This window comes from Spirosoma humi, from assembly GCF_054776575.1.
In genome coordinates, this window is record NZ_BAAHBR010000015.1 from 128336 (window position 1) to 146081 (window position 17746).

The 17746-nt window shown below is 51.3% G+C and carries 15 protein-coding genes; 4 read left to right on the plus strand and 11 right to left on the minus strand.

Going from position 1 to position 17746, the window contains the following annotated elements; all coding sequences use genetic code 11:
• Positions 1–43 precede the first annotated feature (43 nt).
• Positions 44–1420: a GH1 family beta-glucosidase gene (locus tag ACYU8Y_RS16780; protein WP_460940311.1), complete on the plus strand. Its 1377-nt coding sequence runs from the start codon at positions 44–46 to the stop codon at positions 1418–1420.
• 253 nt (positions 1421–1673) lie between these two features.
• Here ACYU8Y_RS16780 and ACYU8Y_RS16785 read toward each other — a convergent pair whose 3' ends face one another.
• The 5 genes from ACYU8Y_RS16785 to ACYU8Y_RS16805 all read right to left on the minus strand — a co-directional run bounded on the left by ACYU8Y_RS16785 (position 1674) and on the right by ACYU8Y_RS16805 (position 6686).
• The gene (locus tag ACYU8Y_RS16785; protein WP_460939206.1) at positions 1674–2927 is read right to left on the minus strand and encodes a neutral/alkaline non-lysosomal ceramidase N-terminal domain-containing protein; all 1254 of its coding nucleotides are present in this window, start codon (positions 2925–2927) and stop codon (positions 1674–1676) included.
• Positions 2928–3042: 115 nt separating this feature from the next.
• Complete coding sequence (locus ACYU8Y_RS16790) at positions 3043–3495, minus strand: rhodanese-like domain-containing protein (RefSeq protein WP_460939207.1); 453 nt, start codon at positions 3493–3495, stop codon at positions 3043–3045.
• On the minus strand, positions 3492–4094 hold the full coding sequence (locus tag ACYU8Y_RS16795) for an acyl carrier protein phosphodiesterase (protein WP_460939208.1): 603 nt from the start codon (positions 4092–4094) through the stop codon (positions 3492–3494). The genes ACYU8Y_RS16790 and ACYU8Y_RS16795 overlap by 4 nt, the downstream gene beginning before the upstream one ends.
• Complete coding sequence (locus tag ACYU8Y_RS16800; protein WP_460940312.1) at positions 4091–4567, minus strand: deoxycytidylate deaminase; 477 nt, start codon at positions 4565–4567, stop codon at positions 4091–4093. The genes ACYU8Y_RS16795 and ACYU8Y_RS16800 overlap by 4 nt, the downstream gene beginning before the upstream one ends.
• A 226-nt stretch (positions 4568–4793) precedes the next feature.
• Positions 4794–6686, minus strand: coding sequence for a YgiQ family radical SAM protein (locus ACYU8Y_RS16805; RefSeq protein ID WP_460939209.1), 1893 nt, complete (start codon positions 6684–6686; stop codon positions 4794–4796).
• Between the two features lie 148 nt (positions 6687–6834).
• On the opposite strand from ACYU8Y_RS16805, the gene ACYU8Y_RS16810 reads away from it, so the two are divergent.
• Positions 6835–7860: a Gfo/Idh/MocA family protein gene (locus ACYU8Y_RS16810; RefSeq protein ID WP_460939210.1), complete on the plus strand. Its 1026-nt coding sequence runs from the start codon at positions 6835–6837 to the stop codon at positions 7858–7860.
• 229 nt (positions 7861–8089) lie between these two features.
• On the opposite strand, the gene ACYU8Y_RS16815 is transcribed toward ACYU8Y_RS16810, so the two are convergent.
• Entirely contained in the window at positions 8090–9415 is a 1326-nt protein-coding gene (locus tag ACYU8Y_RS16815; RefSeq protein ID WP_460939211.1) for an ABC1 kinase family protein, read from the minus strand.
• 85 nt (positions 9416–9500) lie between these two features.
• Positions 9501–10157 carry a TetR/AcrR family transcriptional regulator gene (locus ACYU8Y_RS16820; protein ID WP_460939212.1) on the minus strand — a complete coding sequence of 219 codons (657 nt, stop codon included), beginning with the start codon at positions 10155–10157 and terminating at the stop codon, positions 9501–9503.
• A gap of 144 nt (positions 10158–10301) precedes the next feature.
• Here ACYU8Y_RS16820 and ACYU8Y_RS16825 point away from each other — a divergent pair, with 144 nt between their 5' ends.
• Together ACYU8Y_RS16825 and ACYU8Y_RS16830 are read left to right on the plus strand one after the other, a co-directional pair.
• The gene (locus ACYU8Y_RS16825; RefSeq protein WP_460939213.1) at positions 10302–10817 is read left to right on the plus strand and encodes a hypothetical protein; all 516 of its coding nucleotides are present in this window, start codon (positions 10302–10304) and stop codon (positions 10815–10817) included.
• Between the two features lie 128 nt (positions 10818–10945).
• Positions 10946–12394, plus strand: coding sequence for a tetratricopeptide repeat protein (locus tag ACYU8Y_RS16830; RefSeq protein ID WP_460939214.1), 1449 nt, complete (start codon positions 10946–10948; stop codon positions 12392–12394).
• A gap of 95 nt (positions 12395–12489) precedes the next feature.
• Here ACYU8Y_RS16830 and ACYU8Y_RS16835 read toward each other — a convergent pair whose 3' ends face one another.
• Genes ACYU8Y_RS16835 through ACYU8Y_RS16850 form a run of 4 tightly spaced genes read right to left on the minus strand, consistent with a single transcriptional unit; the run spans position 12490 to position 17404 of the window.
• Positions 12490–14622, minus strand: a complete 2133-nt coding sequence (locus tag ACYU8Y_RS16835; RefSeq protein ID WP_460939215.1) for a ComEC/Rec2 family competence protein — start codon at positions 14620–14622, stop codon at positions 12490–12492.
• Entirely contained in the window at positions 14619–15071 is a 453-nt protein-coding gene (locus tag ACYU8Y_RS16840) for a GNAT family N-acetyltransferase (protein WP_460939216.1), read from the minus strand. The genes ACYU8Y_RS16835 and ACYU8Y_RS16840 overlap by 4 nt, the downstream gene beginning before the upstream one ends.
• 22 nt (positions 15072–15093) lie before the next feature.
• Positions 15094–16458, minus strand: a complete 1365-nt coding sequence (locus ACYU8Y_RS16845) for a M43 family zinc metalloprotease (RefSeq protein ID WP_460939217.1) — start codon at positions 16456–16458, stop codon at positions 15094–15096.
• Positions 16439–17404 carry a PhoH family protein gene (locus ACYU8Y_RS16850; protein ID WP_460939218.1) on the minus strand — a complete coding sequence of 322 codons (966 nt, stop codon included), beginning with the start codon at positions 17402–17404 and terminating at the stop codon, positions 16439–16441. The genes ACYU8Y_RS16845 and ACYU8Y_RS16850 overlap by 20 nt, the downstream gene beginning before the upstream one ends.
• Positions 17405–17746 lie beyond the last annotated feature (342 nt).

Here is a 17746-nt window from a genome sequence, read left to right on the forward strand (position 1 = left end):
AGTTTTGCCCGAACAGAGCCTTATTTCCGAGCCACAAACCCCGGTGCCGCTCCTCACACGTGCCCAATTTGGCCTTGATTTTAGTTGGGGAACGGCCACAGCAGCTTACCAGATCGAAGGCGCAGTCGACCGTGACGGACGAGGGCCATCCATCTGGGATACGTTTAGCCACCAGAAAGGAAAAATCAAAACCGGCGAACATGGCGATACAGCCTGCGAATTCTATGACCGCTATGCGTCGGATCTGAAGCTCCACAAAGAACTGGGGTTCGACGCCTTTCGGTTTTCGCTGTCCTGGTCCCGCATTCTGCCCGAAGGCACTGGTCCACGCCACGGCGGTCGTATCAATCCGTTGGGAATCACATTCTATAACCAGCTCATCGACAATTGTCTCGCTCTTGGCATTACACCTTGGATTACACTGTATCACTGGGACTTACCGCAGGCGCTCGAAAACAAAGGGGGCTGGCCTAACCGCCAGATTGTGGATTGGTTCGGCGATTTTGTGGATGTCGCCACGAAAGCATTCGGGCATAAAGTCAAGCACTGGATAATTCTGAATGAGCCACTGGCCTCGTCCATTTTGGGGTACTTCACGGGGCAGCATGCCCCCGGACGGCGTAGTTTTCGAAACCTCTTACCCGCCATTCACCACACCGCGCTGGCACAGGCCGAAGGAGGCCGGATTGTCCGGCAAAACGTATCCGATGCCCAGGTAGGCACTACGTTTTCCTGCTCGCCCATTGACCCGTTTACCCCCCGCGATCAACCTGCAGCTACCCGTGTGGATGCCCTGCTGAACCGGCTGTACATTGAACCATCCCTTGGCTTAGGCTATCCCGTCAATGAACTTCCATTTCTGGGTGGCATTGCCAAAAAAGTTGCTAAACCCGGTGATTTTGACCGACTGGCGTTTGATTTCGACTTCATCGGTTTACAACACTATTTTCGGGCCGTTGTCGAACAATCGTACTTTATGCCTTACCTATGGGCTAAAGATGTGTCGCCCTTACGGCGCAATGTCCAGACCATTACCGAAATGGGCTGGGAGGTATATCCAGAAAGTATGTATCGGATTATCAAACAGTTCAGTCAGTACAAGGGCGTCAAAAAAATCTACATTACTGAAAGTGGAGCCGCTTTTTACGATACCGTAGAAAAGGGACAGGTCAAGGACACAGCTCGGGTCGACTACCACCAGAACTACATCCGGGAAGTATTGCGGGCCAAGCAGGAGGGCATCCCGGTTGCGGGCTACTTCGCCTGGACATTCCTGGATAATTTCGAATGGGCCGAGGGCTATCGCCCCCGCTTCGGGCTAGTGTATGTTGACTTTCGGACGCAACAGCGAATCGTCAAAGCATCGGGGCGCTGGTTTCAACAATTCCTGGCAAACACTCATCCTCTTGCTGTGGGTTAATGCTAGGAACTAGTGAAACACGGTTGACATTCATTGCGTTGCGCAAACTTTGCATGGCCTGCTTAAAGCCACAATCGCGCGGGCAATCAAGTTTAAATCCCGGCGTCGCTAAGAAGCAGACCCGTTTCACCAACGATGCAACCGTTATTCACCGAAACCCAGGGTGACTGCCATTAATTTGGCCATCGAGATTGACTGACCTTACCGGCCAGGCCTTTTGCCCGATTCGGTTCGATCTAAACCAGAGCGAACCTCATTTGAGGCTGCTCACCAGATTTTGAACCATCTCGGTGATGAAGGCACTCGTGTGCGGCCCAAACCGATTCATATCCCGGATATCGTATGGACTTTGGGGATCGTAATAATAGCTATCCGGGACGATTTGGCCGATCATCCCGCCATTATAGCTCGTGATTACCAGGTTGTTCCGTTCGCCGGTGGGCGTCGCTTGCAGCGCTAATGCCAACGCTGATGAAAAGGCACCCGGGTTGCCAACAAAAACGGTTTTGCCGATGCGTAGCGCCTTCATATCCGCACCATAATCACCATAAATTGCCTTCACAAGCCAGGGTTTTAACCGCCAGCTTTTACTGATCCGTACCTGTGGATCACTTTGGATAAGCGGTACCGTTTGGGCCACGAGTACGCTATCTGTATGGAGTGGCAGGCTTTTCAGCACGGGGGTAACGCGTGCCAGCAGGCTATCGGCCTGCCCGGCAGGAGCAGTCGTATTCGGCGGATCGACCCCACCAGCTAAATAGAGCAAAAAGCTTCCGGTACTTTTCTCCAGTTGGGTCGCCAGTAGACTGCCAGCGGTACGCTGCGTAGAGGAATCGGTCAGATCGGCAAAAAGTTGTGGCGCATTGGTCGAGAAAATAATAGCCGACTCGCCGGATCCTTTCTGTATTTTCAGGAAATGGGCGTTCTCAGCCTGTGCATAACCCGTTTGCACAACGGCACTATTCTTCTGAGCAGTCGCAACAGCTTGCAGTATCGCTTTTGTGAGGTTGTCGACTACCATTTCATCATAGTCACCCAAACTCTTTCTGCTCATGTAGTCGTTGGCCCACCCGCCCAGATTCTGGTGCGAATTCGTCGCGCCCAGGTATACATTTTTCCAGTCGAAGCCAAGTTTGGGTAGGCGTTTCTGCAACTCAATGGCTACCAACGGTGGCATCATCAACAGATCAATGCTAATAAGCGCAGCTTTGGTCGTTCCGTTATCGAACACGATAGCCCGTGTGAAAATCGAGTCGGCTGGCGATAGCCCTGTCTGAGCCGATTTCGTTGTCGAAAAAGCCGCGTTCAGACTCGCCTTCGCCCACCCGGCGTTGATAGCGTGCTGTGGCGGTGGACTCGATACAATCCAGGCGAAACGCTGCCGGGTGAAGCGATAGAACAACGCATTTTTGTAGCTGGTCTTGTCAACCAGAGCAATGCTGAACGCGAGCCCGTTAATGATAACGAGCGCCAGCACGAAGGCGATCAGGCGGTATTTGGACTTCATTGGCCATGCCCGGTTCGCTAGCTCATTCGCTATAGGGCAGCTAAAAGTAGAATTGATCAGAACTACACAGCCCATGCAGACTACCCGTTGTCAAGCAGTCTGCATGGACCCCAATTTATTCAGCAACCGGATATCCCTTATCGAGCCAGTCGGTCTTGAGGTTTTTGGCCAGATTCAACAATTTGTGGTTCTTGAAACCCAGTTCATTCAATTTCGTAAACGCCGGACGGACGTTCGGACAATTTTTGAATGGGCAGCAACCGCAATAAATCACGATGGACCGGTCTTTCGGTTCTTTACTTAACAATTTCTCCAGTTTCGCCAGATTTTCGGCTTCGCTACCCGGTCCAATACCCACCGACCCTTTAATGGTAGCGGCTGGCCCGATACTAATAATGAGAGGCTTCTCTGCTGATGGATCATTAATTACCTGGGCTAAATCAGCGGGTTCCAGTAATTGATCTGGGCTCCAGGGCTCCGCTTTTTTCCAGCCAGCCTGGCCAATCAAGATAGCGAGCAGCAGGGCTACCAGAGCGAGGGGGAAAACGTTTTTTGTCGGTTTCATCATGAGTGTATCAACGCGATGCGCGTCTGTTGTACGTGTTCAACTAAGGTAGGCCAAAAATACGTGAAATGCCGACCAATCAGGTCATAGTATCGTTCCAAATCCAGAATAGCGGTCTCTAGTCCTGACGGGAAAGCTGTCCGGCGCGAAACCCCTTTGAGCGACCGATCAACCCCTTCGATAAACTGGTAGCTGGTCAGCCAGTCCTGCCGTATCATATAATCGGCCATGCGGGCCGCGTCTGACGACAAACGCATTTCATTGTCCAGCAGGGTCTGATAAAAATACCGGATGAAGTCAGGCAGGGATTCGCCCGTTAACAACTCAAAGTTGAGCGCCAGAAAATGGTCAAAAAAGATGTCTACGGCTGCACCGGCGTATTTATGACAGCGCGGATGCAGAAGATCCCGAACAAGGGCTACGTCCGGATGGGCATCCGTAAACGAGTCGATGGCGCGGTGTATACGAACGCCCATAACCTCTTCGGGTGACAGGTGATGGCGAGGATTGGCCGGATCTCCTTTTATAAAATCGCCGATAAAATTTCCTATGAGTATGCCCGTGTTTCGATTCGACAGATAGCCATGCGCCAGTATATTCATGCCGTCTTTTTAGCTACTGATGGCTCAGATGCCAGCGCGACGCCCTCCGATGGCACATACCGCTCAACCAGAACCCCAAACCGACGGAGAAAATCGACGCCTTCATCGGACGCAATCCCCTTGTATTCAGCGTATGAATTGAGAAATACGACCCGGGCAATCTTCATACTGTAAATAATTCGGGCGCAGGCAATACAGGGCGACAACGTTACGTAAATCGTTGACCCTTCGATTTCGGAACCGTTTTTTGCAGCATACAGAATGGCATTTTGTTCGGCATGGAGCGCCAGTGAGCACGAGCCTTTCGAATCGCGCGGACAGCCCACGTCCGGAAATTCCTCGTCGCAGTTGTGCGTCCCGGCGGGGGGACCATTGTACCCAATTGAAATGATTCGGGTATCACGGGCCAGCACAGCCCCAACCTGCGCTTTGATGCAGTGTGACCGCCTGGCCAGATTAACGGCCAGCTCCATGAAAATATCGTCGAACCTGGGCTTGGCTGCGGGTCCGCTCTCACGATTTAGTTTGGGCGCATTCGCCTGAATGGCGTCGGGGTTAGTACTTGTTACGGTTGTGTCGGTGGTTGGTACCATTTGGTAAAGATCAGTCTAAAAAAATCGTTCACCACGAAATCTGCGTTTTAAGTCGCCAAACTTCAGGGTGAACGAGTTGCTATTGAACCAGGATACGCAGACGCCCCTACCGTTTTTTTCTGCCCGAATAGTTTCCCGAAGCGGTCGTTTTACCCGTGTTTCCTGGTTTACTGCCCAGCAGTCGTTCAACCAGGTCGGGCCGATTGAGTTTGTTCAGCCGGCTCCGGATCCAGTCTTTGTATTCGGGCTTGTACCAGAAGAAATAACGATTCTGTGCCTGCTTTTCGTCACGTGTTTTGGCCGTTTTAACAGGCTTCAACGTATATGGATGAACACCAGAATAGTAAATCACTTCGGCCACGGTCATGGGTGTTGGCGTAAAATCCTGCACCTGCTCCAGTTGAAAACCAAGGTCTTTGGTCTCGGCGGCCAGATTGGCCATATCCTGCTCCTCGCAGCCGGGGTGCGAGGAGATGAAATACGGAATCAGGGGTTGCCTGAGGTTGTGTTTTTCCTGAATCTGGTCGTACTTCTTCTTGAACAATTTGAAATACTTGAAGGAGGGCTTCCGCATGACCCGCAATGTGTCGTCGGCGGTGTGCTCAGGGGCCACTTTCAGGCGACCCGACACGTGGCGCGTAACAAGCTGCTCCATGTATTCGTCGTGGTTACCGTCGTCGTTATTTTTATTAAAATCATCGACCAGCAAATCATACCGCACCCCGGAGCCAACAAATGCTTTTTTAATAGACGGGTTTGCATCGACCTTGCGGTACAACTCCGTTAAGGGCTTGTGCGATGTGTCAAGGTTGGAGCAAATAACCGGGTGAATACAACTCGGACTCTGGCAACGGGCACAGATCGATTCGTCTTTGCCCTTCATCTTGTACATGTTCGCCGACGGGCCTCCCAGATCGGAAATGTAGCCCTTGAACTCAGGATGCTTCGTAATTTCGTCCACCTCTTTCAGCACGGATTTCTCACTCCGCGAGGCAATGAATTTACCCTGGTGCGCCGAGATGGTACAGAAACTGCAACCGCCAAAGCAACCCCGATGCATATTCACCGAGAATTTAATCATGTCGTAGGCCGGAATCGGACCACGCTTTTTGTATTTCGGGTGGGGTAAGCGCGTGTACGGCAAATCGAATGACTTGTCGATCTCGGCTTCCTCCATCGTTTTGAAGGGCGGATTGATGACCAGTACCTGATTGCCTACCTCCTGGGTAATGCGGTTGGCCTGCCATTTATTCGACTCGACCTCTACAATTTTGAAGTTGGCCGCATACTTGATCTTATCTTTCAGGCAGGTCTCATGACTCGCCAGTTCAACGGTGCTCCAGTCGTTGTAGTCGCCCAGTTGAGCGCTCGCGTCATGCATAAACGCCACCTGGTTGATGTTCCGCATAGACGAGAAGGGTACACCCTGGCGCGTCAGTCTCAGGATCTCGCGCAGGGGCTGTTCACCCATACCATACACCAGCATATCGGCCCCGGCATCAACCAGTATAGACGGCATCAGCTTATCCTGCCAGTAATCATAATGCGTTACCCGGCGCAGAGAAGCCTCAATACCACCCAGGAGCACCGGCACATCCGGATACAGTTCTTTCAGAATCTTAGAGTAGACCGTCGTCGCATAGTCGGGGCGGAAGCCCGCTTCGCCACCGGGGGTGTACGAATCGTTGGAGCGCAGCCGTTTGTTGGCGGTGTAGTGGTTCACCATGGAATCCATACAGCCTGCCGTAACCCCAAAGAAATATTTAGGCTTACCGAATTTCTTAAAATCCCGCAGATCATCTTTCCAGTTGGGCTGTGCAACAACCGCCACCCGAAAGCCTTCGCTCTCCATGATGCGGCCAATCACAGCGGTTCCGAAAGCCGGGTGGTCTACATAGGCATCGCCTGAAACCAGCACGATGTCTACTTCGTCCCAACCTCTTTTTTCGACCTCCTTCATCGTTAGAGGTAACCAATCTGTAATGGGTCTTTCAATCATGAGTCTATGTTATTATCTACCTGAAAAACATCGAAATTACGAAATAATTCACGGAATGAACATGAATCGTTTAGTCTGAACGCATTCGCGACGGAATGTTCAGCCATTTTGATCAATTTCGTCCTGACCAACTCATAACATCATCCCGATGCCTTTACTAAAAGCAGCTATCATTGGTGGCGGCCACATTGCCGATACAAATCACATTCCAGCCCTTCAGCAACTAGCCGACCGGGTTGAGCTTGTCGCCGTTTGCGGTCGCGATCTAGCGAAAGCCCGCGCGCTGGCCGATAAACACGGCATTGCTCATGCCTTCGACAGCACCCGTTCGCTGTATGAGCAGTGTGCGCCGGATATCGTGGTCATTTGCACGCCCAACAACCTGCATTTTACTCAAACGATGGAAGCGCTGGCGCATAACTGCCACGTTTTCTGCGAGAAGCCCCCCGCTATTTCGGCTCAACAGGCGCGGGATATGGCGAATCTGGCCGCTCAGCAAGGCTTAACACTGGCCTATAACTTTCAGCTTCGGCAAACAAGTGAATGGGAATTGCTGATGCGTTGCCGGGCTGATGGATTACTCGGCGACATTTACCATATCAAGGCTCAATTTCTCCGTCGGCGGGGGATTCCGGGCTGGGGCTCTTTTACCAACAAAGCCATGCAGGGCGGAGGAGCGTTACTGGATCTTGGCGTTCACGTTCTTGATCTGGCTTTGTATGTCCTGGGTTACCCAACGCCAGACCGGGTGCTGGGGCATACCTATGACCTAATCGGCAAAGCGGGCGGCAAAGGGCTAATGGGTAGCTGGGACCCAAATGCGTTTGAGGTTGAAGATGCCGCCACGGCCTACCTTTCGTTTCCGAACAACATATCGATCATGCTGTCGGCGTCTTTTGCCCTGAACACCCAGGCTGACAAGGATCGAAATCTGGAAATTTTCGGCAGCAAGGGTGGCATTAAGCTCTTCCCCTTTTCGCTGCATACCGAGATAGCCGGGGAGTTAGCAGATGTTCAATTTCCGTATCTGGAGGAAGCGGATATCCAGCTCAAAAATACAATTGCGTTTCTGGATGCCTGCGACGGGAAACCATCTACGGTTTGCACCGCCGAACAGGGTGCTATGTTGCAGGCCATCGTTGAGCGAATTTATCAGTCTGCCGAGAAAGCGTGACGCTGTTTTACCTCAAAAAAAAGCATTAAAGGGACGTACCTATAAATTAGGTCTCTTGGCCTTTTGGGATTTCATCCCCCAACCCCCTGAAGGGGCTTAAGTTGAGAATAGTCGAGCAAAGCCCCCTTCAGGGGGTTGGGGGGTGAAATTCTCACAAACACAGAAGCACAAAGAATGGAGAAACTTCCCTCATTCTTTGTGCTTCTAATTTATACGTACGCTTTCGCGATCAGACCAGCGCCTTAGTCGAACGCAGCCATGCTGGCTTAGTCGTTGTGACGCGGGCTTTCAGCTCATTCAGCATGGCGTAGAGACCATAATAGGTTCGGTTTACGTACAGCCCATCCTGCGATCCACGGGCAACTTTAGAGTTTTTCAATTCGTCAACGTTGGCCAATCCTTCGGCAAAGGCATACACCCGACTGAAATAGGCATCATCCCCAAAATCAAAGGAGTCGACGGCAAATGGTTCGGCCAGCATCCGGGTCATCTGCTTGAACAACTCGGAGAAGAAGGCCCGTTCTTTAGGCGAATCTTCGTCTGTAAGGAACTCGAGGTTTTCGAAAATCTCTTCGGTTAACTGATCGTCGTCTATGGTATCCGGATTGACCAGTCGGAAATAATTGTCGTAATAAAAATCAGGAATGACCTTTACACAACCGAAATCGATTACACCCATGGTCCCATCGGCCCGCATCAGAAAATTACCCGGATGCGGGTCGGCATGAACCTGGCGCAGGATGTGAATTTGAAAATCATAGAAATCCCAAAGCGCCTGCCCGATCTTGTCCCGAACTTGCTGCGACGGGTTCGTTTTCATGAACTCCTTCAGGTGCATCCCGTCGAGCCAGTCCATGGTCAGAATACGCTTTGACGAGAATTCGGGATAGTATTTGGGAAACACCAGACCCGGAATATGGGCACAGGCCTCTGAAATCTCGATCGACCGCTTCAGCTCCAGTTCATAATCAGTCTCCTCCAGCAGTTTCGACTCTACTTCGCCCATGTACCGGTCTATATCCCGTTCGTTCAGGTTCAAGAGCCGAACGGCGAGCGGCTTGGCAATTTTCAAGTCCGAACTGACGGCATCGGCCACACCTGGGTACTGGACTTTAACGGCGAGTTTTTTTCCATCCTTCCAGGCCTGGTGTACCTGCCCGATGCTGGCGGCATTGACGGCTTCGACGCTAAATTTATCGAACAGTTGCGTGGGCGTTTTGCCAAAATACATCTTGAATGTCTTGACGACCAATGGCCCCGATAGCGGTGGTGCCGAATACTGCGCCATCGTGAACTTGTCGGAATAGGCCACGGGTAGCAGACCGCGGTCCATACTCAGCATCTGGGCCATCTTCAGGGCCGACCCTTTCAGCTCACTCAGGGCATCATAGATGTCGGCCGCATTGTCCTTGTGCAACTCTTCCTTCGACAAACCGGGGTCGAGCAGTTTTTTACTATAATGTTTTATATAGTTACCACCAACCTTTACCCCAGCTTTCATGAATTGACTGGCACGCGCAACCTTACTCGTCGGAACGGATGTCTGGATCTTCATACTATGGAAAGAGTGAACGAATGAACGAGCGAAAGAGTGAATGCATCCGGCAGGTAACTACTCTTTCGCTCGTTCATTCGTTCACTCATTTATTTTGGTACATAAACTTGGCAAAGTCGAACAGGGTATCCAATGGCGAGCGGCCAATGAGATCGAATGCGGTGTTGACTGATTTTTCAATAGCGGAGTCAGTTTTCTCGAAATTCTTGCTAACGTCGCGTACCCAGAAATCGAGCAGGTAAAGTGTTTGCCCCCAGAGGGCATCCGGGTAACGGTCGGTTACAAACGGACGGGGTTCAACTTCCTTACTCTCCCGACCTTCGGCCAGCAGATCGCGGGCGTAATCGAAGAACTCGTCTTTGAAGGGGTTTAGAATAGGAATTTTGGGCGTCAGGCTCCGAAGGCCTTTCCCCCTGCTCTGATCCTTCAACCGACCAAAGCTATAAACGACAAAACTGCGCTGCGCTTTGAGTAACTCGATCCAGGTATAATAGAAGGCCAGCAGCTTTTCCCGAACGGAATAACTTTGATAGGTTTCGTCGGCTTCTACGGTTGTTTGGGCATCCTTAAAGAAAGCTAGCCAGATATCGGCTTCAATCGCGTCGAACGACGTATACTGGGTATAAAAGTCAGCCTCGGCGATTTTTAGCTTCTTGGCAAACTGAAAAACGGAGGTAGGTTGTTTGCCATGTTCGAGTACGTACTCCGTATACGCTTTGCGGATTTTTTCTAGCATTTCCATACAAAAGAACAACGGCCCGTTCACAAAAAAAGTTTAGTGGTTTTCTGCATCTGAAAGCCCGATAACTTCCTGTATTTTTGCCAGACTTTACCGAAGAAATCAATCGGTACGCGGACGCTAATTCATTAATTTTCTGTACCTGTCATGAATAAATTAACAATGTGGTTGTGTTGCCTGGCGCTGTTTATCAGCCTGCATAGCTTTGGTCAGTATGGTGGATATGGGGGTGGTTATGGTCGAGGCATGGGCGGTCGTGGTATGGGCCAAAGCATGCCCAGTAGTCCACCAAGAGCTTCGGTACCCAATATTGCCGGCGACATGGCCCAGAAGGAAACCAAATGGCTGAAAGAAAATCTTGAGCTAACGAAAGAGCAGGCTAAATCCGTCAAACAACTTAACAACGAATATGCCAGTCAGCAGCAGGATGCCATTAAAGACATCATCGGCACGGGCGGTGGCCGCCCCTCTCCGGAAGTAATCAAGCAGGTGCGCGACGTAATGCTGATGTTTAATGAAGAAAAGGAAGAGAAACTGAAGCCGATTCTGACCCCGGAGCAATGGTCGCTTTACCAATCCAAAAAAGAGGCCATGCAAAAGGATATTGGTGGCTGGCGGCCGGCGGCCCCCAAGAAAGACTCAACGAGCCGGGCGGCTAACTGAACGCCCAGTTAGTGAGCCAGTTGATTGTTTTCTCATTAAATACCCCAATTTTATAACTAACTAATAAGTCTAAGGATCAAGTTATTACGTAAGTGCTGGGATATACCAAATTTTAATTTATCCAGCTTATGAAACGCTTATCCACGTTCCTCTTTTTATTCTGTCTTTGGTGTTCGATTGGGCTAGCGCAACCAGCCCAAAGCACTACCCAGGCCATCCGATACATTAAGTTAGCCAACACCCTTCGTGCGGTCGAAAAATCGGATGAGGCCATTAGCCTGATCAAACGGGCGATACCGGCCGTTCAGAAAACCAATTTCTATTGGGAAGCCGTTGCCAACGAGCTGCTGGGTCTGTCGTACATGGATTTGCGGGACAGCACAACGGCCATCAGCTATCTGGAGAAAGCCCGCGCCCAGTACCTTAAGCTCAAATACGTGGCCAGTGCCTGGGGCGTAAATGAGGTCGTTCGGAATCTGTCCAATAAGAATCTGTATGCCGGGATTCAAATTGGCACGTCGACGATTAAACTGGCGATTCTCAAAACGAGGTACGAGACCGATTTCTACGAAAAAGAAATCAAATCGACGGTCAATATAGCCAACCCATCGGCTACGTTTTTTGCCGATGCTTCCGGTGGTTACCGTCCTACTCAGGATGCCCTGAAAGTTTGTCTGGACTCGATTCAACGCTATAACATCCCCAACGAACGGGTATTTATCGTGCTCAGTAACGACGTTCGGGAAGAACTGGCCAGAAATCCGCAGAACAGAAAGAAGATTTACGATCAATTGTCGCGGGTACTGCCAACCAGCACCTTGAAAATAGATACCTCGCTCACCGCCAATCGAGAGGCCGAACTATTTACGATCGGTGCTATTCCCCGCAAAGTTTGGCCAACAACGTCTGCCCTGAACATAGGCAACAACAGTACCTTGGGTGGGTACTTCGAACAGGCTGCCGGATCCGCCAGCAAAACGTTTCATGGCATCGATGTTCCCATCGGCCTCAACTCGCTCGTTGGCCAGATCGACAACAAGCAGTCGATGAGCCTGGATGCCTATAAAAAGGAAGCGCAACGGGTTATCAAAACGATTGCCGACCGTGAGCTGGCACCCCGTCTGAACACCAGGCATCAAGGGTTACAGAACCGCAGAACTGTGGGTGTGGGGGGCGACATCGTGTGGGCACTTATCACGTACCTGCATCCGGAGAAAGCGGGCATAACGGCCGTGGCGGTCACGCTGGACGATGTGGAACGCTTCAAACGACTGGCCTTGACCGATTACCGCGACTTAACGAAGCCTAATCTGAGCGGTATCGCCAATCCGGAGATCAAAGCCCAGGCAGAGAGCGACATAAGCACCATTCAGAATCAACTTACTGAAAAACAACTTATTGCCGGGGCTTTATGGCTGGACTCCATCCTGAAAACATACTCGGCCATGCCTGGCGAACCGAAGCGATTTGTCTTCGTCCGAAATGCTGATGTAGGTTGGGTAACCGGCAAGTTTTTGGAAACGATCAACTTCGAGTACGAATCAACCATAGCCAAAGGGGCCCTGTATACTCGGTAGAAGAAGCCCTACGGAACGTAATTGATCAGGCCGTTAGCAAAAGTTGATCTTTTGCTAACGGCCTTACTTATATCCGGATAACCGGCCTATGTTTATCACCGCAGCTCCGCGACGTATGCGCCCATCTGCCGTACCGAATAGCAGGCAATTTTTCGTTCTTTTGCTTCTGCCAAAAGCCGGTCGGTCAACGGAGTTTTGTTTGAATCATCGAAAATAATATGCCTGGCTACGACGCGCCCGGTGAGTTGACTCCAGTCTTGCAGCGCATTTCGGCGCACGATAAGGTAATCCACCGCAGCCGGTAACCGCCACCGATTTCGCCCATTCAGCTTGTTGACCAGCAACAGCGTTTTCCCCTGCCAGACCCACAAACTATAGTCCGGGGTTTGGTAGTACCCAGGGATCGTACTGCGTGAATCAGAAGCGCTGCTTTTTCGGCTGACATGGGCAATATTCAGGGCCGAAACGCCCCATTTCCCAAAGGTATTTTTAAGGTAAAAATCGAATGAACGCGTATCCGTCTGATCAAGATCCGTTACCAACTGGCTTCTATGGCCATCTGTCAGACTTACCGCCGTTCGGTGTGGAAGAAAATGGACGGCCAGCCGTTGCTGATGGGCTTGCTGATAATCGCCCCACAGGGTCACTCCGGCCAGCAACAAAGCAGCAACACAGGAAACCCACAGATACAATCGGTTACGCGTTAGCAGCAAAGCCACCCCACTAAAAATGATTACATAAATCAGCACCGTTGCCGTTGGCGAAAGCCAGAGACCGTCCCAGGCCGCCCCAGGTAGCTGGCCCATTTGTGTAACCGCATAATTGAGCATCCAGGCCACCTTATGCAGCAGCCAGCCCAAGACATCACTCAGGTAAGGAATCCAGCTACACAGTAACGTCGCCATCGCTAATGGCAACAGCATTTCGGACAGCACAATTACGATTGGATTCGCCAGAAGGAAATACGTGGGAAACTGGTGAAAATAATAAACGCCCAACGGAAAGGTAATTAATTGGGCAACCAGGGCTACGGCCGTTAATTCCCAGAGTCGGTTTGCCCACGTATAGCGAAAGGTCAGAGATTGGTAAAGTGACGATTGCCACGCCTGAATACCGCCCACGGCCAGGTAAGACAATTGAAATCCTGCCGAAAACAGGGCATAGGGGTCAAAGCAAAGAATGAAAAAAGCCGACGCTCCCAGCGTATTGGCCAACTGCTGCTGACGTCCCGTCGCGCTGGCGACAATGAGCATCGAAAACATGGCTGCCGACCGTAGTACGGGGGGCGAAAAGCCCGTAACGAGGGCGTAGAACCACAACATGCTTAACTGCAGAAAAGCCATCAGCAGTTTACCCCGTGGCCGCTTGATGAGGAAGCTTATTAAGTAGGTCAGTACCGCAAACAGAATGCCGACATGAAGCCCCGACACCGATAAAATATGCACGGCACCCGCAGCCGAGTACGCCCGGTACAACTCCGTGTCCAGATCGTCGCGCACACCCAGGATCATGGCGTTGACAAGACCGTATTCAGCCTTACTCCCAACCTGATGCGTAAAAACGCTGTCAGCCCACCGATTTACGATCGTGGCCAGGTTGGTTATTCGGCTGGGCGGGTCAACACCCAAAACCGTTCGCTGGTAGGTTCGCAGGTATTGCTGATGGTAAATATTCCGGTAGCTGAGATATCGTTTGTAGTCAAACTCGCCGGGATTTAACGGCGGATCTATAGGCCGGGGCGCTCCCGATACCAACCAGACTTCGCCATAACGAGGCATGGCTTGCTGGATCGACGTTCCGTTTGCCTTGTCGACATAAACGATTACCCGGCCACTGAGGGGTTGCCACCGATTGTTCCAGTTTCCGCGCCGGATGGCTAATTCAACCCGCACCGTTTTGGCTCGCTCTTCGGGCTGAGCAGCAATAACGCCTTCGTAGGCCCTGAGCGTATCGGTAAGATGAACGATATCGGTCGGCTGATTGCTCGCCGTATGCTGGTAGGTAATGGCCCAGCCGAGCGCCACAAGCATTAACAAACCGCCCGCACCGGAGGTAATCTGTATCGGCTTAACGCGCTTACCAGCTTGCTGGTACATCCCCCACCCAAGCAGACAAATTCCCAGGAAAAAGGCTATCAGCGGAAGCAGTGACCCATTGGGAAGTTGCTCGTACAGCACGATCCCCGCAATCAGGGCACCGGCATAGCGAACAAAAGGGTTACCTTTCATTCTTTGGCGTAGGCGGAGCCAGGCAATACCATTTTATAATGCTGTATACCAGCCTCTTCGAACATCGGTCCGACCGGAACGAAGCCAAAACCGGCGTAGAGCGGCATGGCGGTTACCTGCGCGTGCAGGTAAATTCGTTCGATAGGCTCGGGTTGCTGGCTGAACACACTGTCTAAAACTGTCTTCACCAACGCCTTCCCGACGCCTAGGCCCCGAAAGTCGGCGAGTACGGCAAAGCGTTCCAGCTTCACGCCGTTCGATGTCCGGCGCCAGCGGGCCGTGCCGCAGGGTGTGCCATCGGCACGAGCCAGAAAATGAGTACTAGTCTCTTCAAATTCATCGTATTCCTCCCGCGCATCGACATGCTGTTCCTCGACAAACACTTGACGACGGATGGCAAAGGCCGATTGTAGATCTGCGGGATTGGAAATAGGTAGAACGGTAATCATAGAATGAACTGGTTAACCTGAATTACTGAACCAGCAAGCGTTTACTGGCTACTTCGCTGCCGGTTTTAACCCGAACAATATATATGCCCGTCGCTAATCCCTGTACGGAAAGGTTGACACGGGTGCTGGGGGAGTTCGTGTACGAATAGGTTCGCATCTGACGCCCGGTTGCATCGAACAGATCGACACTAAACGTTTGAAACCCTTTTAGCTGCACGTCGACAGACGGGTCCGTTGTTGTTGGGTTTGGATACAGATTCACCGTAAGTGCTTCCGTTTCGGTCAGGGGCGAGGCTACCGACTTGAGCAACTGTGCCCGGCGAGGGCTCAATGTCATGACCAGGCGCATACGGGACACCTGACCGGCCGTAAACAGATTCATGCAGGCGTCGGGCCAGTAGTTCATGTAATCTTCGACCAGATCACGGGTTTGCTGCCCGTTGAAGCAGGTCGAATACGTCTGCGTACAGGTAAGCAGCCTGGACACATCCGACCGGTCTTCGGTGGGTGGCGTATCCGCTACGTAATCTTCGGCGCACCCATTTCCATCGCCCCAGGTATGAATCAGACCCAGCCAATGGCCAATCTCGTGCGTGGCCGTGCGCCCCAGCGCGTACAGCGATGAGGAGCTGACCGTTCCGATGCGTTTCCCAAAATAACGATAATCGATTATGGTGCCATCCGTAAATTCGTTTGACGATGTCGGAAGCCCTTTCAAGGTGTCTGCTGCCGTTGGAAATTGCGTATAGCCAATGTACGTATCCACTTTAGTAACCCAGATGTTCAGATACCGATTGCTGGGCCAATACGCAATTTGGGAGAGCAATACATCGTCGTTGAACACATTGAACGACGATTTCTGCGCGTAATAGTGGCGGGTAATGCCGTTGGTCGCCTTTCCTTCGGGATCCGTTGTCGCCAGATAAAATTCGATATGCGCGTCGGCCCCTATTGGGCTGGTATTGAAGCCATTGGTCCCTTCTTTCCGGCGATAATCCTCGTTCAGAACCTGAATCTGGGAAATGATCTGCTCGTCTGAAATGTTTACGTTGTTGGCTCCGCCAATGGTATTCGTCGCGTTACTATGCACCACGTGTACCACGACCGGTATGCGGTAGACGGTTTGGTCGTCCGCTTGCCTGAGCGACTGTTTTTTCGCGTCAGCCTGTTGAATCAGGCGATTTAGTTTATTGAGTTCATCCAGGCGGCCGGGGTCACGTTGTTGTAAAATGCGTTCATGGTCGACCACCCCACAACGATTAGTCAGTTCCTCCTGGATAGGTTGTGCCCAGCCTGATGAGACAAGTAAAGACAAAATCAGACCGGCCAGCCAACGCCAGCCGGTCTGATTCACCACGGTCAGGTTACTATTGACCTGCTTTTTCATACGCTGTAATAATTTCGCGAACGAGACGGTGCCGGACAACATCGCGGCCATCCAGTTCTACGAAAGAGATCCCTTTGATGTTTTTCAAAATATCGACGGACTCGATCAACCCGGATTTTTGCCGGTTGGGCAGGTCAATCTGCGAACGGTCACCGGTAATGATTGCCTTCGACGTTGGGCCCATCCGGGTCAGAAACATTTTCATCTGCATCGGAGTCGTGTTTTGCGCTTCATCCAGCAGAATAAACGCATTGTTCAGCGTCCGGCCCCGCATGTAAGCCAGGGGCGCAATCTCAATGATTCGATTTTCGGTATAAAACTTCAGTTTCTCAGCCGGAATCATATCATCGAGCGCGTCATAGATCGGGCGCAGATAAGGATCGATTTTCTCTTTCAGATCGCCCGGCAAAAAGCCAAGATTCTCCCCTGCCTCCACGGCTGGCCGGGTTATAATGATCTTCTTAACTTCTTTATTTTTCAACGCCCGCACGGCAATAGCAACGGCCGTGTAGGTTTTTCCGGTACCAGCCGGTCCAATGGCAAACACCAGATCGTATTTTTCGGCGGCTTCAACGAGCCGTTTCTGATTGTCCGTCTTCGCCCGAACCACGACCCCGCGTGTTCCATAAACCAGTACCTCGTCATCATCGGGCGGCACGGGTGGGGCCATTCCGGTCCCACTGATGGGCAGCCCACTATGACTAAGGTAGCTCTGGACATTTTCGTGGGTGATTTTCCCGTATCTCTGATAATGTTCCATCAGCGAGTCCAGAATATCACTGATGCGGCTGATTTCGGGCGTAGTGCCCTTAATACGAATCTCGTTGCCACGCGAGATAATTTTGCTCATTGGAAAGGCAGCGGCCACTTCTTTAATATTGTGGTTCTCCACGCCCAGGAAGTCGATGAGCGATACATTGTCGAGGGTGATGACTTTTTCGACCAAACGATGAATTACGTTAAAGTGTGATTCCGAAAAGTAAGCGATTTCTTTAGGTGTACAACGCGTTTTATCGAAAATTTATTCATCTGGATCTATTTCTTATTTACCGATATTTTTTTGCACAAAAGGAGTATTTTATACCAGATAATCTCTATCTTGCTGATGTACAGATCACTACTCCACTTCTGTATTATGTACGCTAACCCACCCCGCAACCGTTGCTTAAAAAATCCGTTTTTTTTTCAGCAGGATAGTGTCAACATTACCAGAATGTTACGGCCGTTTTGGCGATTGCCGTGTCTATACGTAAACCAGGACGGGCTTGCCTTGTGGGGGGTAGATTGC

Excerpts from the sequence above, each read along its gene's own strand:
- ACYU8Y_RS16785 (WP_460939206.1), bottom strand. The coding sequence starts at position 2,927 with ATGAAGTCCAAATACCGCCTGATCGCCTTCGTGCTGGCGCTCGTTATC.
- ACYU8Y_RS16790 (WP_460939207.1), bottom strand. The coding sequence starts at position 3,495 with ATGATGAAACCGACAAAAAACGTTTTCCCCCTCGCTCTGGTAGCCCTG.
- ACYU8Y_RS16795 (WP_460939208.1), bottom strand. The coding sequence starts at position 4,094 with ATGAATATACTGGCGCATGGCTATCTGTCGAATCGAAACACGGGCATA.
- ACYU8Y_RS16800 (WP_460940312.1), bottom strand. The coding sequence starts at position 4,567 with ATGGAGCTGGCCGTTAATCTGGCCAGGCGGTCACACTGCATCAAAGCG.
- ACYU8Y_RS16805 (WP_460939209.1), bottom strand. The coding sequence starts at position 6,686 with ATGATTGAAAGACCCATTACAGATTGGTTACCTCTAACGATGAAGGAG.
- ACYU8Y_RS16810 (WP_460939210.1), top strand. The coding sequence starts at position 6,835 with ATGCCTTTACTAAAAGCAGCTATCATTGGTGGCGGCCACATTGCCGAT.
- ACYU8Y_RS16815 (WP_460939211.1), bottom strand. The coding sequence starts at position 9,415 with ATGAAGATCCAGACATCCGTTCCGACGAGTAAGGTTGCGCGTGCCAGT.
- ACYU8Y_RS16820 (WP_460939212.1), bottom strand. The coding sequence starts at position 10,157 with ATGGAAATGCTAGAAAAAATCCGCAAAGCGTATACGGAGTACGTACTC.
- ACYU8Y_RS16825 (WP_460939213.1), top strand. The coding sequence starts at position 10,302 with ATGAATAAATTAACAATGTGGTTGTGTTGCCTGGCGCTGTTTATCAGC.
- ACYU8Y_RS16830 (WP_460939214.1), top strand. The coding sequence starts at position 10,946 with ATGAAACGCTTATCCACGTTCCTCTTTTTATTCTGTCTTTGGTGTTCG.
- ACYU8Y_RS16835 (WP_460939215.1), bottom strand. The coding sequence starts at position 14,622 with ATGAAAGGTAACCCTTTTGTTCGCTATGCCGGTGCCCTGATTGCGGGG.
- ACYU8Y_RS16840 (WP_460939216.1), bottom strand. The coding sequence starts at position 15,071 with ATGATTACCGTTCTACCTATTTCCAATCCCGCAGATCTACAATCGGCC.
- ACYU8Y_RS16845 (WP_460939217.1), bottom strand. The coding sequence starts at position 16,458 with ATGAAAAAGCAGGTCAATAGTAACCTGACCGTGGTGAATCAGACCGGC.